15 protein-coding genes and 1 tRNA gene are annotated in these 19740 nt (G+C 66.1%); 10 read left to right on the top strand and 6 right to left on the bottom strand.

The genetic code is table 11. The features are described from left to right. Nucleotides 1–53: 53 nt before the first annotated feature. The 5 genes from ABZX86_RS12840 to ABZX86_RS12820 all read left to right on the top strand — a co-directional run bounded on the left by ABZX86_RS12840 (nucleotide 54) and on the right by ABZX86_RS12820 (nucleotide 8010). Complete coding sequence (locus ABZX86_RS12840; protein ID WP_355123012.1) at nucleotides 54–1049, top strand: LacI family DNA-binding transcriptional regulator; 996 nt, start codon at nucleotides 54–56, stop codon at nucleotides 1047–1049. Between the two features lie 21 nt (nucleotides 1050–1070). Further along, nucleotides 1071–1556: an Lrp/AsnC family transcriptional regulator gene (locus tag ABZX86_RS12835; protein ID WP_355123010.1), complete on the top strand. Its 486-nt coding sequence runs from the start codon at nucleotides 1071–1073 to the stop codon at nucleotides 1554–1556. Between the two features lie 198 nt (nucleotides 1557–1754). Beyond that, nucleotides 1755–5225 carry an indolepyruvate ferredoxin oxidoreductase family protein gene (locus ABZX86_RS12830; protein ID WP_355123008.1) on the top strand — a complete coding sequence of 1157 codons (3471 nt, stop codon included), beginning with the start codon at nucleotides 1755–1757 and terminating at the stop codon, nucleotides 5223–5225. 185 nt (nucleotides 5226–5410) lie between these two features. Further along, complete coding sequence (locus tag ABZX86_RS12825; protein ID WP_355123807.1) at nucleotides 5411–6481, top strand: Glu/Leu/Phe/Val dehydrogenase dimerization domain-containing protein; 1071 nt, start codon at nucleotides 5411–5413, stop codon at nucleotides 6479–6481. A 35-nt stretch (nucleotides 6482–6516) separates the two neighbouring features. Beyond that, nucleotides 6517–8010 (top strand): amino acid permease, encoded by a 1494-nt coding sequence (locus tag ABZX86_RS12820; protein ID WP_355123006.1) that lies wholly within the window; start codon nucleotides 6517–6519, stop codon nucleotides 8008–8010. 65 nt (nucleotides 8011–8075) lie between these two features. Here ABZX86_RS12820 and ABZX86_RS12815 read toward each other — a convergent pair whose 3' ends face one another. The 4 genes from ABZX86_RS12815 to ABZX86_RS12800 form a co-directional block, all read right to left on the bottom strand. Then, nucleotides 8076–10253 carry a glycosyltransferase family 39 protein gene (locus ABZX86_RS12815; RefSeq protein WP_355123004.1) on the bottom strand — a complete coding sequence of 726 codons (2178 nt, stop codon included), beginning with the start codon at nucleotides 10251–10253 and terminating at the stop codon, nucleotides 8076–8078. Nucleotides 10254–10319: 66 nt separating this feature from the next. Further along, entirely contained in the window at nucleotides 10320–11087 is a 768-nt protein-coding gene (locus ABZX86_RS12810) for an alpha/beta hydrolase (protein ID WP_355123002.1), read from the bottom strand. Nucleotides 11088–11342: 255 nt separating this feature from the next. Continuing rightward, nucleotides 11343–13565, bottom strand: a complete 2223-nt coding sequence (gene katG / locus ABZX86_RS12805; RefSeq protein WP_355123000.1) for a catalase/peroxidase HPI — start codon at nucleotides 13563–13565, stop codon at nucleotides 11343–11345. After that, on the bottom strand, nucleotides 13555–14007 hold the full coding sequence (locus ABZX86_RS12800) for a Fur family transcriptional regulator (RefSeq protein WP_355122998.1): 453 nt from the start codon (nucleotides 14005–14007) through the stop codon (nucleotides 13555–13557). Before ABZX86_RS12800 ends, katG begins: the two co-directional genes overlap by 11 nt. 123 nt (nucleotides 14008–14130) lie before the next feature. Between ABZX86_RS12800 and ABZX86_RS12795 the strand changes: the two genes are divergently transcribed. Further along, the gene (locus ABZX86_RS12795) at nucleotides 14131–14775 is read left to right on the top strand and encodes a cyclase family protein (RefSeq protein ID WP_355122997.1); all 645 of its coding nucleotides are present in this window, start codon (nucleotides 14131–14133) and stop codon (nucleotides 14773–14775) included. 186 nt (nucleotides 14776–14961) lie between these two features. Further along, nucleotides 14962–15282, top strand: coding sequence for a hypothetical protein (locus ABZX86_RS12790; RefSeq protein ID WP_327144270.1), 321 nt, complete (start codon nucleotides 14962–14964; stop codon nucleotides 15280–15282). Nucleotides 15283–15359: 77 nt separating this feature from the next. Here the strand turns inward: ABZX86_RS12790 and ABZX86_RS12785 are convergent, their stop codons facing one another. Next, nucleotides 15360–16577 (bottom strand): Ig-like domain-containing protein, encoded by a 1218-nt coding sequence (locus ABZX86_RS12785; RefSeq protein WP_355122994.1) that lies wholly within the window; start codon nucleotides 16575–16577, stop codon nucleotides 15360–15362. Nucleotides 16578–16882: 305 nt separating this feature from the next. Here ABZX86_RS12785 and ABZX86_RS12780 point away from each other — a divergent pair. The 3 genes from ABZX86_RS12780 (at nucleotide 16883) to ABZX86_RS12770 (ending at nucleotide 18626) form a co-directional block, all read left to right on the top strand. Further along, nucleotides 16883–16955, top strand: a tRNA-Lys gene (locus tag ABZX86_RS12780). Nucleotides 16956–17241: 286 nt separating this feature from the next. Further along, complete coding sequence (locus ABZX86_RS12775) at nucleotides 17242–17442, top strand: helix-turn-helix domain-containing protein (protein WP_355122992.1); 201 nt, start codon at nucleotides 17242–17244, stop codon at nucleotides 17440–17442. 38 nt (nucleotides 17443–17480) lie between these two features. Then, entirely contained in the window at nucleotides 17481–18626 is a 1146-nt protein-coding gene (locus ABZX86_RS12770) for a HipA domain-containing protein (protein WP_355122990.1), read from the top strand. A gap of 121 nt (nucleotides 18627–18747) precedes the next feature. Here the strand turns inward: ABZX86_RS12770 and ABZX86_RS12765 are convergent, their stop codons facing one another. Beyond that, on the bottom strand, nucleotides 18748–19677 hold the full coding sequence (locus ABZX86_RS12765) for an SGNH/GDSL hydrolase family protein (protein WP_355122988.1): 930 nt from the start codon (nucleotides 19675–19677) through the stop codon (nucleotides 18748–18750). Nucleotides 19678–19740 lie beyond the last annotated feature (63 nt).

Below are 19740 nucleotides of genomic sequence, written 5' to 3'. Positions count from 1 at the left end.
GAACCGGTACGCAGGTACCAGAAGAATCGAACCGAGAGGCGGTGGCGAGGCTCGTGGGGACCAAACGCGTCACCGCTGCCGATATCGCCCGATCCCTCGGCATCTCTCGGGCAACCGTGGGCTATGTCCTGAACAACACTCCGGGACAGACGATTTCGCAGCCCACCCGTGAGCGGGTGCTCGGCGAGGCCGCCCGGCAGGGCTACCGGCCCAATCTCGCCGCCCAGGCGCTGGCGCGCGGCCGCAGCCGATTCATCCTGCTGGCCGTCCCCGATTGGCCGCTGACCTCGTTCAGCATGACCAGCGGCCTGAATGCCGCGAGCCAGGTCATCGACCAGGCCGGATACTGCCCGATCGTCTACACCTTCCACCCCGACGAACGCACCCGCCGCGCCTGGGAAGCCCTGGATCCCGCCGTCATCCTCTGCCTCGGACTGTTCCAGCCCGCCGAACTCGCGACCATGCGGGAGTGGGGAATCGGCCCGATCGTCCCGTCGCCGCAGCACCAGCGGCTGACGGCGGAAGTGCCCTCGGTCGGGGATACGACGCGGGTTCAGGTTCAGCATCTCTACGATCTGGGCCATCGCCGGCTCGCAGTGGCGTCTCCGACCAATCCGCGAGTCGCGGCGCTAGGGGCGAACCGGGCCCGGGCCGCATGCCACAGCGCGGCGGAACTCGGGCTGGAGCCACCCGATATTCGCGCCGTGAACCATCTCGACGACTCCGCGACCGCCGCCGTTCGACAGTGGCGGGATGCGGGCATCACGGGGGTGGTCTGCTTCAACGACGATATTGCCGCCACCGTGGTCGGCGCCGCGCTGGATGCGAAACTAGCTGTCCCCGAGTCTTTTTCGATTATCGGTCACGACAACTCGCCCATGGCGGCACTCTTCCGCCCCGCCATCACGAGTGTCGATCTGGATATCGCGGGCCTCGCCGCCTATCTGGCACACCTGGCCCTGCACGCGGCCGACGGCCGCACGCTCCCCGGGGCGCCACCGGAAATCGTCGCGACGCTGCACCCACGCGGGACCACCGGGCCCCGCTGACCCCGCCGAATATAATGCGGCATGACCATCAAGATCGACGCTCTCGATGCTGCGCTACTGAAGGTATTGGCAGCTGATCCGCGAGCGCCGATTCTGGAGCTGGCGGCGCGGTTGCGGATTGCGCGCAATACGGTGCAGGCCAGGATGAAGCGGCTCGAAGCGTCCGGGGCGGTGCGCGGGTATCCGCCGGATGTGGATCTGCAGGCGATCGGGTTCGCGGTGCACGCGTTTCTGGGCATCGAGCTCGATCAGAACAAGATGGACAGCATTGTCGAGGCGCTGCGGGAGTTCCCGAATGTGCTCGAGGTGCATGCGACGACCGGGCGGGCGGATCTGCTCGTGCGGATCGCGGCGCAATCGCAGCAGGATCTGCTCGGAATCATTCAGCGGGTGCATGCCATCCGCGGCGTGAAGCACACGGAAACCATGCTGGCACTGGCCACTCCGATCCAGTACCGGTCGCTCCCGCTTGTCGAACATCTGACGGACAACCCGGACACACCATGAGATGACCACGGATCCGGCGGAGCTCGAGCAGACTGATGCGCGCGCCGGAGTGTCCCAGGTCACTTTTGAGCAGTCTGATCAATATTTCGGCCGTCTGTTGACACAGATCACACATTCACGGCAAATTGCGCAGCACCGATAGCTATTCCTTTCGTTTGCAGCTCACGATCTGAGTTGTGGAAAGTGTGGTGACTGTTCATGACCAGCGTTGCCTGCCCCTCAGCTCAGCAGGCCGAGCCGGCCGCCGCCCCGTACGATCTCGCCGACCGCTATCGCTCCGGGGCGGGCCCGGTCCTGCTCACCGGTGTTCAGGCCATTGCCCGGCTGCTGGTCGAGCAGCACGTCCGCGATATGCGGGCCGGACGGCGGGTCGCCACCTTCGTCTCCGGCTATCAGGGCAGCCCGCTCGGCGGAGTCGACAAGATGCTGCTCGGCATGCCGAATGTGCTTGCCGAACATGACATCACCTTCGTGCCCGGGGTCAATGAGGAGCTCGCGGCCACCTCGGTCTGGGGCAGCCAGGCCGATCTGCCCGCCGGGCGGCCGACCCACGACGGGGTGGTCGGCGTCTGGTACGGCAAGGGGCCCGGCGTCGATCGGGCGACCGATGCCATTCGGCACGCCAACATGTACGGGGTCAATGCGCGCGGCGGGGTATTGCTGCTGGTCGGAGACGATCCGGCATCGAAGTCGTCGACGGTCCCCGCGGTGAGTGAGCGCTCGCTGGCCGCCATGGGTGTACCGGTGCTGTTCCCGCGCAATGCCGAGGAGATCATCACCCTGGGCATGGCCGGGATCGCACTCTCCCGCGCGTCGGGCTGCGTGGTCGCCATGAAGATCGTCGCCGATGTCGCGGACGGAGCCTGGACGGTCGATGCCTCGGTGGCCGATCTCCCGCTCGTGGTACCCGAGATGCACTGGGAGGGAAAACCTTTCGCCTACCGGCAGCGGCCCATGGCGGCCCCGACCGACGCGGTGCTCGCCGAGGCCGATCTGTACGGTCCGCGCTGGGCGATGGTCCGCACCTTCGGCGCCGCAAACGATCTCGACGTCATCGAGGTGAACCCGGCCGAGGCGAAGATCGGTATCGCGGCCACCGGAACGACTTTCGACGCGGTCCGCCAGACCCTGCTCGACCTCGGTGTCGACGAGGCGGTCATGCACCGCGCCGGTATTCGCCTGCTGCGCATCGGAATGCCGTATCCCGTTGGGGCGCATCAGGTCACCGAATTCGCCCGGGGCCTCGAGCAGATCATCGTGGTGGAGGACAAGACCGCCTTCCTCGAAACCCAGATCCGCGAAATCCTCTACGGCGCGGTCGGCGCACCCCGGATCCTGGGCAAGCAGGACGGACGCGGAGCGCTGCTCATGCCGGCCGACGGCGAGCTGACCCCCGGCCGGCTGCTCGGGCCGCTGCGGCGGGTGCTGCGCGACCACGTCGAACTGAAAAAGGCTGCGCCGCCGCCACTTCCACTGGAGGTGCTGTCCGCCAAACGCACACCGTACTTCTGCAGCGGATGCCCGCACAATCGCTCCACCGCACTGCCCGAGGGATCGATCGGCGGCGGCGGTATCGGCTGCCACACCCTGGTGACCATGTCCGGTCGCAGCGACAGCGCGGTCACCGGACTGACCCAGATGGGCGGTGAGGGCAGTCAGTGGATCGGCCAGGCGCCGTTCACCGATGTGCCGCACCTGTTTCAGAACATCGGCGACGGGACCTTCTTCCACTCCGGACAGCTCGCCGTGCAGGCCTGCGTCGCCGCCGGGGTGAACATCACCTACAAGCTGCTCTGGAACGAAGTGGTCGCCATGACCGGCGCGCAGGATGTGGAGGGCGGGCTCACCGTCGCGCAGCTGACGCACAAGCTCACCGTCGAGGGCGTGCGGCAGATCATCATCTGCGCCGACGAACCGAAGCGGCACGATAGGCGGGCACTGGCCAAGGGCACGGTGCTGTGGCATCGCGACCGGCTCGACGAAGCGCAGCAGACATTGCGGGAGATCAAGGGCGTCACCGTCCTGATCTACGACCAGCACTGTGCGGCCGATGCGCGCCGGCAGCGCAAGCGCGGCACCCTGCCCGTCCGCAACACCCGGGTCGTGATCAATGAAGCCGTATGCGAGGGCTGCGGCGACTGCGGCGCGAAATCCAATTGCCTGTCCGTGCAACCGGTCGAGACCGAATTCGGGCGCAAGACCCGGATCGATCAGACCTCGTGCAATACCGACTACAGCTGCCTGGACGGTGACTGCCCATCGTTCGTGACTGTGGAGCTGACACCGGATAGGAAGGGCCGCAAGAAGACTCGGAAGACCGTCGAGCCGCCCGTAGTGGCCGATCCGGGCCTCGGTGCACCGGAGGGCACGCAGAACGTGCTGCTCGCCGGGATCGGCGGCACCGGCATCGTGACGGTCAATCAGGTGCTGGCCACCGCCGCCCTGCGCGCCGGATACGACGTGGAAAGCCTGGATCAGATCGGGCTGAGTCAGAAGGCCGGACCCGTCATCTCCCATCTGCGTTTCTCGGCAACCGAATTGGAGCCGTCCAACCGGCTCACCCCGGGCAGCGCGGACTGCGTCATCGCGATCGATCTGCTCACCGCGACCGATGCCAAGAACCTCCAGTACGGCAACCCCGCCGGGACCGTGGTTATCGCCTCGACCAGCCGGACGCCGACCGGAGACATGGTGTACGACAAGTCGGTCCCGTACCCGGAGACCGAGTCACTGCTGGATCGCCTTGTGTCGGTAGCGGATTCGCTGAGCCACTTCGACGCACTGGCAGCGGCGGAGAAGTTGTTCGGCACTACCGCCGCGGCGAATTTCCTGATGGTCGGCGCGGCCTTCCAAACCGGCGGACTACGCCTGCCCGCCGCAGCCATCGAAGAGGCCATCGGCATCAACGGTGTCGCGGTCGCGGCCAATATCGCGGCGTTCCGCTGGGGGCGCGTAGCCATCGCCGATTCCGCCGCTTTCGCCGCAGCCACCGCAGCGGCGCGGCCGCATATCCGCGCTGTTCCTGCAGATCTGCTGGCAGGCACCACTTTCGACGGCGAAGTCCGGCGATTGGTGGAACTGCGCGCCGCTGAACTGATCGAATACCAGAACGCCAAGGTCGCCCGCCGATACCTCGACACCGTCCAGGCCGTGTGGTCAGCGGAGCGAACGGTCACCTCCCGCACCGAATTCAGCGAGGCCGTCGCGCGCGGACTGCACAAGTTCACCGCCTACAAGGACGAATACGAAGTCGCCCGCCTGCTGGTCGATCCGGCCTTCCTCGCCGAGGTGCAGTCGCAGGTGCCCGGCGGCGAACGACTCACCTACAAATTGCACCCGCCGATGCTCCGCGCCTTGGGACGCAAGAAGAAGATCGGCCTCGCACCGAAATCACATGTGGCGCTGAAGGTTCTCGCCAAGGGCAAGGCGCTGCGCGGCACCCGGCTGGACCCCTTCGGCTACGCCCGCGTCCGAAAGGTGGAGCGGGAGTTGCTCGCCCACTACACCGATCTGATGCGACGACTGGCCACCACACTGAGCACCGAAAACTACGACACGGCAACAAAGGCCGCCACACTCCCCGACCTGGTCCGCGGCTACGAGGACATCAAGCTCGCCAATGTCGAGCTGTACCGATCAGGACTGCGCGAGCTCGGCATCGAGCACTGATCCAGCGCTCGCGCACATCCCCGAGCAAGGAATCATCCGGCCGCGAATGAGGGGCGGCCGGAAAACCTTGCCGCATCCAGCACAGCCCCACCCAGCCGCAACAGCGGCACACATCAGCCATGACAGCGCGAAGGCTCACCAGGCCGCCGTGACGATGGCATCGGAAAGGATCATCCATGCCCGTAATGCACACCGAGGCAGGCGTTTTCGGACGCTCGCACGAGTTGAGCGCGCGACGCCACGAGCAGGTCGTGTTCTGCGAGGACGACAGGACCGGGCTGAAGGCCATTATCGCGATCCATTCGACCACGCTCGGCCCTGCCCTCGGCGGCACCCGCTTCTATCCGTACGCGGACGAGTCCGCGGCGTTGGAGGACGTCCTGCGGCTTTCCTGGGGAATGACCTACAAGGCAGCGGCTTCCGGCGTCGATCTGGGTGGCGGCAAGGCCGTCATCATCGGCGATCCGGCCGCTGTCAAGACCGAGGCGCTGCTCGCCGCCTACGCACGCTTCGTCGAAACCCTCGGCGGGCGGTACATCACCGCCGGCGATGTCGGCACCGATACCGATGACCTCGATGTGATCGGCAAGCACACCCGCTATGTCACCGGTCGCAGCACGGCGGCGGGCGGGTCCGGCGACAGTGCCCGGCTGACCGCGCTCGGCGTCTTCCACTCCATGCGCGCCGGCGCCGAATCCGTCTGGGGCACAGCATCGCTGGCCAACCGCACGGTGGGTGTCGAGGGTGTCGGCAAGGTCGGCCGCGAACTCATCACGCTGCTGCTCGCCGACGGCGCGGAAGTCTGCGTCACCGATGTCAACGATGCGGCACTGCACAGGATTTCGCAGCAGCATCCCGCCGTGCGACTGCTGAGCGCGGTCGCCACCGCACCCGTCGACGTCTACGCACCCTGTGCCCTCGGCGGCACCCTCACCGCGGCCGGCGCCGAGGTCATCGAGGCCAAACTCGTATGCGGCGCGGCCAATAACCAACTGGCACAACCGGAAGTGGAGCATGCGCTCAGTGAGCGCGGTATCACCTGGGTGCCCGACTTCGTCGCCAATGCGGGCGGGCTCATGCAGGTTGCCGGAGAGCTGCGCGCCGCCGATCCGGCCGAGATCGAATCGGATGTGACCCGCATCTTCGACCGCTGCCGCGACATCATCGGCGCCGCCAAGGCCGAGGGCATCGGAACCGGCGCTGCGGCAAACAGGTTCGCCGAGCGCCGCCTCGATGCCATCCCGCGGTCGATCTGACAGCGACGCCCCAGTTTCAAAGAGGAGACCCCAGAGTGGCGATAAGAAGCGGTTTGTTCCGCACCAAATCAGTCGAACAGTCGATCCGGGACACCGATGACCCGGATTCCAAGTTGCGCAAGGATCTGACGGCGAAGGATCTCACCGTCTTCGGTGTCGCGGTCGTCATCGGCGCGGGCATCTTCACCCTCACCGCCCGCACCGCGGGCACGGTCGCGGGGCCGTCGGTATCGCTCGCCTTCGTCTTCGCGGCGGTCGCGTGCGGGCTGACGGCGCTCTGCTACGCCGAATTCGCCTCCACTGTGCCGGTGGCGGGCAGCGCGTACACCTTCGCATACGCCACCTTCGGCGAGATCATCGCGTGGATCATCGGCTGGGATCTGATCCTGGAATTCGCCCTCGCGGTCTCCGTGGTGGCCAAGGGCTGGTCGCAATACCTGGGCGAGGTGCTCGGCTCGCACGCGCCGATCATCACCCTGGGCTCGATCCATTTCGACTGGGGCGCAGTACTCATCATCGCCGTGGTCGGCATCCTGCTGGCCACCGGCACCAAACTGTCCTCCCGGGTGTCGGCCATCGCGGTGGCCATCAAACTCGCGGTGGTCGCCCTGGTGCTGGTGGTCGGTGCCACCTACTTCAAGGCCTCGAATCTGACGCCCTACATTCCGCCGTCCCAGCCGTCGGCGAAGGCGGAAGGGTTGCGGCAGTCGCTGTTCGCCTACCTCACCGGTTCCGGCGGCACCAGCTTCGGCTGGTACGGACTGCTGGCCGCGGCCAGCCTGGTGTTCTTCGCCTTCATCGGATTCGACGTGGTCGCCACCACCGCCGAGGAGACCCGCGATCCGCAGCGCAGCGTCCCGCGCGGCATCTTCGCCTCACTGGCCATTGTCACCGTGCTCTACGTCGCGGTATCGCTGATCCTCACCGGCATGGTGCCCTACACCGCGCTCGCCGACGGAAATGCCACGCTGGCAACGGCTTTCGCCCTGAACGGCGCGACCTGGGTGAAGAACATCATCTCCATCGGCGCGCTCGCCGGACTCTCGACCGTGGTCATGGTCATGTTCCTGGGTCAGACCCGGGTGCTGTTCGCCATGGCCCGCGACGGCCTGCTGCCCCGGAGCTTGGCCCGCACCGGTCCGCACGGCACCCCCGTGCGGCTGACTGTCATAGTCGGCATCGTCTGTGCGCTGCTGGCCGGATTCGTCGACTTCGGCACGCTCGAGGAGATGGTCAATATCGGCACGCTGGTGGCCTTCGCACTGGTGTCGATCGGCGTCCCGATCCTGCGCCGCACCCGCCCGGACCTGCCCCGCGGCTTCCGCGTCCCCTGGGTGCCGCTGGTCCCGATCCTGGCCGCGCTGTCGTGTCTGTGGCTCATGGTCAATCTCTCCATCGAGACCTGGCTGCGCTTCGTCCTCTGGATGGCACTGGGCATGGTCGTCTATTTCGCCTACGGCCGAGGGCATTCGGCGCTACGACAGCAACAGCCGCCGGTCGCGGACCACGCCGTCGCACCGGTGCCGTAAACCCGCCCCGGACGACAACGAACCCGCCCACAGCATTGTGGACGGGTTCGCCGCGGTACCGCAGATCAGCCCGTGTAACCCGACAGGTCGTACACGGTGGTCGACCCGACGGTCACCGGCTTGAAATTGGCTGCCACCCAGTTGGTGATGTCGGTGTGGCCATTGCGACCGAAACCGCCACCGGCACCGGCATTTCCGGCAGCAGGATCGCCGGGTGCCGTACCGGCGGGCCGTCCGGCGCCGCCATTGTCACGAGTACCGCCGGTGGTGTCCCGGGTACCGCCCGCGGTATCGCGAGCGCCGCCGGTGTTTCCGGGCGCGGTGCCGGCCGGAGTACCGCCGCCACCGCCACGCCCGCCCTGCTGCACCAGGTAGTAGGTGACCTGGTGGTTCTTGACGTAGTCGATGAACTGGCTCAGCGTCGGCGTGGGATCACTGCCGCTGAAGCCGCCGATCGCCATGACCGCGGTATTGCTGGACAATTCGAGTCCGGCGGCCGTGGACGAACCGTTCGTCGCTGCCGACCATTTGGTCGTGGTGTTCTCGAGCAGCCCGTCCAATTGCGGATTGCTCTGCCCGCCGCCGCCGAAACCGCCCATGCCGCCGCGGTTTCCGCCCGCACCGGACATCACCGGGCCGACCGTCGGACCGCCACCCTGATGCGCCACACCGATCGTGGTGACCGCATAGGCCGCCGATCCGCCCATCGCGCCGATCAATCCGGCGATCAGAGCGACTACCGCCACCCGCTTGCGGACCTGTCCGTTCCACGGAATCACCAGGGCCACCGTCGCCAGCAGGGTGACCATCAGAATCGCGATGCGCAGCGCGGGCATCCAGGAGGAGTTGCGATCGAGCAGGATATAGCTCCAGACACCGCTCGTGGCGATGAGCGCCGCCAAACCTGCACGGCCGAACCAGCTTTCGCGCGCCCGCCACATCTCGAAGATGCCGATGGCGAACATGCCGCCGATCGCGGGGGCGATCGAAAGGCTGTAGTACGGGTGGATGGTGCCCTGCATATAGCTCAGCACCAGACCGTCGATGACCATCCAGCCACCGAAGACGATCGCACCGGCACGCACCATATCGGTACGGGGTGCGCGGCCCCGGGAAATCAGGACCAGGACGAAGGCCAGCAGTGCCGCGGGCAGCAACCAGGCGATCTCGAAGCCGAATTCGCCGCCGAACAGCCTGCTCAAGCCGTGGCTCTGGCCGCCGAAACCACCGAAGCCACCGCCACCGCGCTGCGCCGCGGCATCCGCGCCCTGCGCCGCGCCGTGCGTCGCACCGGGGACGCCGGGAGTCTGACCCGGCAGGTTCTGACCGGCCGGGGGCACCGCCGGCGTGGTCGGTCCCTGACCGCCGCGCCCGCCGCCACCGTGATTGCGGCCGAGTACTCGCGCAAATCCGTTGTAGCCCAACACCAGATTCATGAAGTTGTTATCGGTCGAACCCGCGATGTACGGCCGCGAAGAAGCCGGCCAGAGCAGCGTCACGAAGACATACCAGCCGGAGGAGGCGAGCAGCGCGACCGTCGCGCCGAACAATTGCAGCAGGCGGGTACGCAGCGGATTCGGCGCCGCGATCAAATACGCGAGCCCGAGCGCCGGGAGCACCATCAAACCCTCGAGCATCTTCGCCAGGAAGGCGAAGCCGAGCGCCACACCGGCCAGCATGATCCACAGGGTGGAGCCGCGCTGCAGGGCGCGCACCGTGCAGTAGGCGCCCGCCATCATCAGCAGCACCATGACGGCATCGGGGTTGTTGAAGCGGAACATCAGGGCCGCGACCGGTGTCAGGGCGAGTACCGCACCCGCGACCAGACCGGCCGTGCGACCGCTGATCCTGGTCACCGCCCCGTAGAGCAGGGCGACCGCGGCGACCGCCATCAGCGCCTGCGGGATGAGCATGCTGGCGCTGCTGAATCCGAAGATCTGCCCGGACAGCCCCATCACCCACTGCGAGACCGGCGGCTTGTCGACCGTGATGAAGTTCCCGGTGTCCAGCGAGCCGAACAGCAGGGCCTCCCAGTTCTTCGAACCGGCCTGTGCGGCACCGGCATAGAACTGATTGCCCATTCCGTTGATGGTGATGTTCCAGAGATACATCACCGCCGTCCCTATGAGCAGGACCCCTAGTGCGATTCGTTCCCAGACCGTGCGATCCCAGGAGATCCGCCGGCGCGGTGCCGCGGAGGACTCCGGGTTCGCCCCGGGCGCCGCGTCGAGTGTCGTAGTCACCTCACTATTTACGCAACCCCAGCGGCGAGGGCCCTGGGAGCAACCCGTGAGGTTGCTGCGAGCGTTTCAGTCCAGCGACTCGACGAAGTCGGTAATCGCCGCCGCGATGACCTGCGGAATTCGGCGCGGCAGCTGGTGACCGCCGCCGTGCACCAGTTCCAGGCGCGAGCACGGGAGCTGCTCGTGCAGGGCCCGCGCGGTGGCGACGGGAACCACCTTGTCGGTCGAATCGGCGACCACCAGGGTCGGTACCGAGGCCTGCTGCAGTGCGGCGATCCAGCGCTCGAAACCGTGCCGGAGTTCACGCTGCTCGAACAGGAAGCTGCGCCACACCGCACCGTGCGCGTGATGGATCTCGGCCAGCGCCTGCCATGAGGGATTCGCGGTGTGATCCGGATACCGGCGCGCCAGCCAGGGCAGCAGCGACCATGCGGTCACCGAGATCATCGGACCGGCAACGGGTGCGGCCAGCATGGTGTCCCAGGGCGTCAGGCAGCCCGGCCCGACACTGGCGAGCAGCACCAGGCCGCGCACCCGCTCCGGCGCCATGGCCGCGGCCGCGAGCGCGACCCCGCCGCCGTAGGAATGGCCGACCAGGACGGCATCGGTGATCTGCTCGCGCTCCAGGCGCTCCACCAGCCAGCGCGCATTGTCCTCGACAGTTGTTGCCGGACAAGGATTCTCGCCGTATCCCGGACGGTCCAGCGCCATGGCGTCGATCGAACCGGGCAGGCAGGAGATGACCGCGTCCCAATCGGATCGATCACCGGGCTGGCCGTGCAGCAGCACCACGGGCGCACCGCCCGGCGACCGCGCCGGCTCGACCTGCGGCATACGGGCTTCACCTATGCGGTGCACTCGCCCCCACAGCAAATCCCCCGCCCGCATCACCGACCGCCTACTGACTGCCATTGTGCGGCTCCGTTCGGCTCGTCGGACACGAATAGCTCGCGTAATCAGGGTAAACAGCGACCCTGGCGACCAGCTGGACACTTCCTGTGCGGTCGGTGGGCGGTCTCGCGGCAGACAGCAGCCCCGGCCCTTGCGGACCGGGGCTGCTGCCGTATTCAGAACCCTATCGGGAGTCGATCAGGCCAGATCGAACCGGTCGAGATTCATGACCTTGTCCCATGCGGCGACGAAGTCCTCGGCGAACTTCTGCTTGGCGTCGTCGGTCGCGTAGACCTCCGCGAGCGCACGCAGCTGCGAGTTCGATCCGAAGAGCAGATCGACACGGCTGCCGGTCCAGCGGACCTGGCCGGTGGCGCGATCCTTGCCCTCGAAGGTCTCCTCATCGGACGAGGTCGGCTCCCACGTGGTGGCCATATCGAGCAGGTTCACGAAGAAGTCGTTCGTCAGCGCACCCGGGGTCGAGGTGAACACGCCCAGCGGCGACTGGTTGTAGTTCGCACCCAGCACCCGCAGGCCGCCGATGAGCACCGTCAGCTCCGGAGCGCTCAGGGTCAGCAGGTTCGCCTTGTCGATGAGCAGGTATTCGGCCGGAAGCCGGTTGCCCTTCGCCAGGAAGTTCCGGAAACCGTCGGCAGCGGGCTCGAGTGCGGAGAAGGACTCCACATCGGTCTGCTCCTGGGTGGCATCGGTGCGACCCGGGGTGAACGGCACCGTAACGTCGAATCCCGCGTCCTTGGCAGCCTTTTCGACCGCCGCGACACCACCGAGCACAACGAGATCGGCGAAGGACACCTGCGCGCCGCCGGCGGCGTTGAAGGACTCCTGGATGCCCTCCAGTGCGCGGATCACCTGGGCGAGCTCGTCGGGATTGTTTGCCTCCCAACCACTCTGCGGCGCGAGACGGACACGTCCGCCATTGGCGCCACCGCGCTTGTCACTGCCGCGGAACGACGAGGCCGCCGCCCACGCGGTCGAAACAAGCTGCGCGACAGTCAGACCCGAGCCCAGGATGGTGCTCTTGAGCGAGGCGATATCGGCCGCGCCGATGACCTCACCGGTCACCGCGGGGATCGGGTCCTGCCACAGCAGCGTCTCCTGCGGCACCAGCGGGCCGAGGTAGCGCACGATCGGGCCCATATCGCGGTGGGTCAGCTTGTACCAGGCCTTGGCGAACTCGTCCGCCAGTTCCTGCGGGTTGGCCAGCCAGCGCCGGGTGATCTGCTCGTAGACCGGATCGATGCGCATCGACAGGTCGGTGGTCAGCATGGTCGGCAGCTGCTTCGACGAGTCGAACGCGTTGGGAATGATCGCTTCCGCGTCCTTGGCGACCCACTGGTTGGCGCCGGCCGGTGAGGAGGTCAGCTCCCACTCGTAGCCGTACAGGGTCTCGAGGAAGGTGTTGTCCCACTTGGTCGGAGTCGGCGTCCAGGTGACCTCGAGGCCACTGGTGATGGCGTCCTTGCCGACGCCGGTGCCGAACGAGCTCTTCCAGCCCAGGCCCTGCTCCTGCAGCGGAGCGGCCTCCGGCTCCGGGCCGACATGATCGGCCGGGCCCGCGCCGTGCGTCTTGCCGAAGGTGTGACCACCGACGATGAGCGCTGCGGTCTCGACATCGTTCATGGCCATGCGCAGGAACGTCTCACGAATATCGGTCGCGGCCGCCAGCGGATCCGGATTGCCGTTGGGGCCTTCCGGATTCACGTAGATGAGGCCCATCTGCACTGCGGCGAGCGGGTTTTCGAGGTCGCGCTTACCGGTGTAGCGCTTGTCGCCCTCGAGCCAGACCTGCTCGGGACCCCAGTAGACGTCCTCCTCGGGCTCCCACTGATCGACACGGCCGCCACCGAAACCGAAGGTCTCGAAGCCCATGTCCTCCAGCGCGACATTGCCGGCGTAGACGATGAGGTCGGCCCAGGACAGCTTGCGGCCGTACTTCTGCTTGACCGGCCAGAGCAGGCGGCGAGCCTTGTCCAGGCTGGCATTGTCGGGCCAGCTGTTCAGCGGCGCGAACCGCTGCATGCCCGCGCCCGCTCCTCCGCGGCCGTCATTGATGCGGTAGGTGCCCGCGGCGTGCCAGGCCATCCGGATGAAGAACGGGCCGTAGTGGCCGAAGTCGGCGGGCCACCACTCCTGCGAGGTCGTCATGACCTCGACGATGTCCTGCTTCACCGCGGCCAGATCGAGCGTCTTGAACTCGGCGGCGTAGTCGAAGTCCGCGCCGAAGGGGTTCAGCACGTCCGGATTCTTCTGCAGGATCTTCAGATTGATCTGGTTCGGCCACCAGTCACGGTTGCTGCCGCCTTCGACCGGAGGCTTGAGACGACCGTGCGCGACAGGGCAACCGCCCTCCAGGGCAGGTTCGGTTTGGGCCTCACCGATGGGCGGATGTTCAACGGTCACGGGGCATTTCCTTTCGGGAGTGGAGTGTCGAGCAGTCGGGGCACACGCCCCAGTAGATGACCTCGGCCTCGTCCAGGACGAAGCCGTTGTCGTCGGAAGCGGTCAGACAGGGCGCCTCGCCGACCGCACAGTCGACATCGGCGATAGCGCCGCACGACCGGCACACGACATGATGGTGGTTGTCCCCGACCCGCGTCTCGTAACGCGCCACCGAACCCATGGGCTGAATCCGCCGCAGTAGACCGGCCTCGGTCAATGCCCGCAGTACGTCATAAACAGCCTGGTGGGAGACGGTGCCGAGCGCTTCGCGGACACGTCGCAGAATGGAGTCCGTATCGGAGTGCGGATGGGCATGAACCGCGCTCAGCACCGCTACCCGCGGCGCGGTGACACGCAGGTCGACCCCGCGCAACATACGCCCGAATTCGGCTGCGGTGGACACGTTCCGAAGTATGACTCATTCCAGTCTTGGCCGACATGGTTTTCGCAAACCATGTTCACCCCTTCCGAAACCGGAAATTTCGTAGTTACCTACGAGTCACGACCGAACGCCCGGAGGCTGACCATGCGCATCATCGATCTGTCGGTTCCGTTGCGGAGCGGGATGCCGGTATATCCGGGCGATCCCGAGGTGAAGATCCGTCCTGCCCTCACGGTCCCGCTGGATGGAGTGAATGTGCTGCACCTGGGAATGGGTTCGCAGAGCGGAACGCATGTTGACGCACCGGCCCATATAGACGACTCGCTGCCGACCCTGGACGCGCTGCCGCTGGAACGGTTCATCGGGCCGGCGGTGGTCGTGGACGCCCGGGGGTCGGCGGAGCGCGCCGCGATCGGGCGCGAGTTCTTCGAGGGCAAAATCGCCGCCGGGCAGATCGTGCTGATCGCCACCGGGTGGTCGGAGCATTGGGGAACACCCACCTACCTGGCACATCCGTATCTGACGCCCGAGGCGGCAAGCTATCTGGTCGACTCCGGGATACGAACCGTGGGGATCGATGCGCTGAGCGTGGATCCCACTCCGGCACAAGACATTCCGTCGCATAGAATACTGTGCGGCGCTCATGCCGTGATCGCCGAAAATCTCACCGGCCTGGCCGAGGTGCTCCACGCACAGCAGCAGGGCCTCGGCATAGAAGTATCCCTGTTCCCCCTCAATCTGCCCGGCGCCGACGGAGCGCCCGTGCGGGCCATTGCCCGTGTCGGGTGATCACCGGCGGCGTATCCGCTTGTGACCTGTACAGCTCTGTATTGGATACTGTGGCGCAGGCCACGTGATCTTCGTAGACTGCATGGCAACACAGGGGGAGTCGGGGCCCCCGACCCGCGCTCGATCAAGGAAGACCCTCACGTGAAGCGTTCGGCCGTAACGACTCTGCTAGCCACTGCAGCCATCATGACCGCAGCTCCTGCTGTCGCCTCCGCGGAAATCACCCTCACGGACGCATCCACCACCACGACCACGGGCGATCCGCTGGAGGCTTCGGTCACCGGTTCGGCGTCCGGGTCCGCCAAGACCGGCAGCGCGGGAGGGCTGGCGACCACCGGGTCGACCGGCACCGGATCCTTCGGAATCCCCAATCTCGACAAGCTGCTGCTCGGCAATTTCAAGACGCTGTGCGCGGTCACCGGTAGCGCGTCCACCATTGTCGGCACGGCCGGCCTCGGCTGCGGCAGCCTGACCGGTGGCGGCAATCTGGGATTGCCCAGCCTGTAGTACTGCGGTTCGCAGAGCATTATCGAGCACGAAGAAGGGGCGCCGGCTTTTGCCGGCGCCCCTTCTTTTTATCTGCCTCAGCGATTGTCGTCGGCGTTGCCGGTCTGCCACTGCGGCCACGGCACATTCCAGTCGCCCAGTCCGTCCACGCCGGACAGGGTGCCGCCGACGGTGTTCTTGACGATGGTGATGTCGCCGCGCTTGGCGTTGTTGTACACCCAGTGCGCGTTCTCCGGGCTCAGGTTCAGGCAGCCGTGGCTGGTATTGCTGTAGCCCTGCTGCCCGACCGACCAGGGCGCCGAATGGAAGAAGATGCCGGAGTAGGAGATTCGGGTCGCCCAGTCGACCGGCGTCTTGTAGCCGTTGGGTGAGCTCACCGGGACGCCGTAGGTGGAGGAATCCATGATGATCTTGTCGAACTTGTCGCCGACGATGTAGATGCCGTTGTCGGTGGGTGCGCTGTTCTTACCCATGGAGGTCGGCATGGTCTTGACCACCTCGCCGTTCATCTCGACCGTCACCATCTTGGTGTTGTCGTCCGCGGTGAAGACCGTCGCATCGCCGACGGTGAAATTCGAGGTGATGTCGGAGTCACCGACCAGACCGCTGCCCAGATCCTTGCCGTACACGTGCACATTGATATCGACCCGGGTGCCCGGAGCCCAGAAATGCTCCGGCCGCCAACGCACTTCGCGATTGCTCACCCAGTAGAAGGCGCCCTCCACCGCGGGCGTGGTGGTGATTTTGATCGCGTTCTGCGCGGCCCGGCGGTCCGGAATGTTCTCGTCGAACTGCACGGCCACCGGCTGGCCGATGCCCACCACCTCGTTCTCGGCGGGCAGCAGGTACGGGTGTGTGCGATTGTTCGGCGAAATCGTGCTGAAACTCATAGTCGAGGTGGTCGCACCGCCGAGGCCGATGGCTTCCACCGCGAGCTTGTAGGTGCGCGCAAAGCCCAACTGCTCGGTCGACTTCCAGGTCAGCCCATCCGGGGCCAACTCCCCCGCGACCGTCTTACCGTCCGGATTGGTCAGCGCCACATTCGTGAGCCTGCCGTCCTGGACCTGCAGCACCAGCGGATCACCCGGCGAAACCCCGCGGTCGCCATCCCGCACCGGCGATATCAGCTTCGGCTTCACCAGCTCACTGACCGGATTCGAATCGATGGTGACCGACCCCGCATCCTTCGACGAGTTCCCGGAAGTGCACGCCACCAGCGCAAGCGCGAGCACCGACAAGAGTGCGGCCGATCCCCGCCACTGCCCGGAGCGGTTCCGGCCCTGCCCAACTCTCATGACAACCCCACTTCACGTCTCGGTACGTAGCCGTCTCCGAGCGCATTCGGCCCCGACCACGTCTGCTCGACCTCCATGCCCCGCCAGGAAGCGACCACGCACGAGCGCCGCCCCGCCCCCGCAGGGCTCGACCGTTTCATCCCCACCGCCCCCCGATTCGTTAACACTCCCCCGATAGATCTTCACCCCCACAAAAACCGCAGCTCAGGGGTACGATTTCACTTTTCCACGCAGAGCCTGTTAATGTTTCTTCCGCACCGCAGAGAGGCCAAAGCCGCAAGGCAAAGACCCCAATGCACAAGCATGCGCCATTAGCTCAATTGGCAGAGCAGCTGACTCTTAATCAGCGGGTTCGGGGTTCAAGTCCCTGATGGCGCACAATAATACGGCCCTTGACCAGGTATCCTGGCCAAGGGCCGTATTCGTTCCTACCGTCCCGCCGGGTGATTCCAAGTACCCCGGAGAACTCATTACCGCCTGGTCCCACCTGGTCGGCAACACCGACCAAACCGGCGGTATTCTGCCTATTTTGCTTCTACGGCGCCGTATCGTGAGTGATATTTGGAAAATCGGCGATATTCTGCTGATTTCCGTATCGCTTCAGGTAATCTGATTGAATCCGCACAGTATCGGCAGAATACTGCCGTTTCATGGAGGTGATTCGGTGACCGTGGCGTCGAGCATCGGGGATGCCATTCACGCGGCCCGCCGCCGGCATCGGCTGACACAGGAGCAGTTGGCGGAGCTGGCGGGCACCTCCACTCGCACGGTCCGGGAGATCGAGCACGGTAGCGGCTCGACCAGTATCGCCACTGTCGCCGCCGTGGCCGACGTGGTCGGACTCACCCTGGGCGTCGTCGGTTGAAGGATCTCGAGGGGCTTCGTCGGGTTGCCCGAGCGGATGTGTACAAGGCCGGTCGGCACGCCGCTGTTCTGGAGCGGACAGCAGAGGGCGGGACCGAATTTCGCTACACGAACGACTACCTCACCAGCGGTACGCCCGTAGCCACGACGCTCCCACTCGGCCCCGATCCGGTGCGCAGCATCGCCGGTGCGGTACCACCCTTCTTCGAAGGTCTTCTGCCCGAGGGGCATCGGCTCACCGTGTTGCACCGTGCGGTCAAAACCAGCATCAACGATGAACTGAGCCTCCTGCTGGCGGTGGGGAGTGATGTGCCCGGGGATGTACAGATCATCCCTGCCGATCAGCCGCTCACCGATACTCCGTCATTGATCGAGGGAGACTCGCCCGCTGAACTCGAATTCGCGCGATTCGTAGACGAAATCGACACTCATGCGCTGCCCGGAGTGCAGCGCAAGGCTAGTGCGTCGATGATCAGTGTGCCGTTCTCGGCCCGGTATGGGCGGTTCATTCTCAAACTATCGCAACCGGAGTACCCCTATCTGGTGGAGAACGAAGCGGTGCATCTGAAAGCGGCGAGGTTGATGAAAATCCCTGTCGCCGAGGCGAATCTGGTGACCGACCGCATTGGCGACACCGGTCTGCTGGTGCGGCGGTTCGATCGGGTGCACGAGGGTCGGTCGTGGCGACGCTTGGCGTTCGAGGATGGAACACAGGTGCTGGGCCTACCTCCGGCGTCGAAGTATCAGCCCGATGCGGTCACCGTGGTCAACGCACTCGCGCAGATTGCCGAGGCTCCGGCAGTGGCCCGCCGAAACCTCTACTTGCAGTTTCTCTTTGCCTGGCTTACCGGAAACGGTGACCTGCACGCGAAGAACGTCGGCGTGGTCGAGGCACCCGCTGGAAAATGGGGTATCGCACCGATATTCGACATCCCGTGCACGCTGGTCTACGGAGATGACTCGATGGCGCTTCCGATCTCCGGCCGCACCCGCAAGTTACGCTCCCGCGACTGGTCCGCGTTCGCCGAAGAGATCGGACTCTCCGAGCGAGCCGCGGTTTCGGCGCGCACTGTCGCACTCCGAGCTGCCGCAGCGGTCGATTACGCCACCCTGCCGTTCTCGGGATCGCCCATGCACAAAGTAGAGCGCGAGTTGCGTTGGCGACGTACCGAACTCGGCCACTGAGCGCTGAAACGCGCGATTGCCGAGTGCCGCGACGTCCAGACCACGCACTGCCGTTCGCGCCGAGGCTGCGAACGATGCCGGTAAGCGCCCTTTGGCAGCCGTCGCCCGTTGGCAGCGCCGGCTAGGCCAGGAACTGTTGCAGGGCTTGGGAAACCGCGGTGTCGCCCTGGAGGGTGGGGTGGCCGGGTTGGCCCCAGAAGTCGGAGCCTGGGGTGAGGATTCCGTTCAGCCAGGGGTCGGGGGAGCAGAGGCCGTGGCCTGCGGTGACTGCGGCGGCGTCGAAGTAGTCGACGCCGAGGAGGGCGGCGGCTGTGCGGGGGGCCTGCTGGACGCTGTCGAAGACGTCGGTTACGGCGCCGGCGTGGGGGATGCCGAAGGGGACGCCTAGGACGCCCATGCAGATCGATTGGTCGCCGGGGGTGTGTAGTTCTTGGTAGCCGACTAGGACTATTCGGGCGTTCGGGGCGTAGTAGCGGATGTAGGTGATGATGTCGCGGAGGTGGTCGGCGTAGTCCTGGCCGGCGAGAAGGGTCGGGGGGAAGTCGTCGGAGGCCGCGTCCGCCGTGCTGCATCCGTGCAGGACGTTCAGGAGGCACGGGACCAGGGCCGACTGTGCTGCGTGGCCGGCGCCCCAGACGTCGTTCAGACCGAATTGGAGTAGTACGGCTCGGGTTCGGGGTCCGAATGCGCCGTCGGCGGCGGCCTGGCGCGCTTCGGTCAGGGCCGTCCAGTAGGGGTCGTCGCCGTGGCGGTACAGATAGGCGCCGACGCAGGACACGTCCGCGATATCGTTGTTCTGCGACAGTCCCATTCGCTGCGCCAGCTGGGTCGGCCAGGAGGTGGCCAGATGGGGGCAGGCCACACCGGCCGGTTGGGCCTGCATGGTGGCCAGGGTGGCGTTGGCGGTGTTCGAATCCCCCATGACGACCAAGGACTTGCCGGAATCCGATTGCCCCGGTTCGGTTTCCGCGCCGGCCACCGGCATCGTGAGGCCGCCCAGCAACACCACCGATCCGAAGACCATTGCGGCAGCGATGTTGAGAGAGCGCATAGGACAAACCTTTCGAGGACCCGCGATCGAGCCTTCAACTCGACAGCCCTCGCAAGATAAAGG

Origin of the sequence: Nocardia sp. NPDC006630, from assembly GCF_040611495.1 — a bacterium.
Classification (GTDB): Bacteria; Actinomycetota; Actinomycetes; order Mycobacteriales; family Mycobacteriaceae; genus Nocardia.
This window is presented reverse-complemented; position numbering and strand designations above follow the sequence as displayed.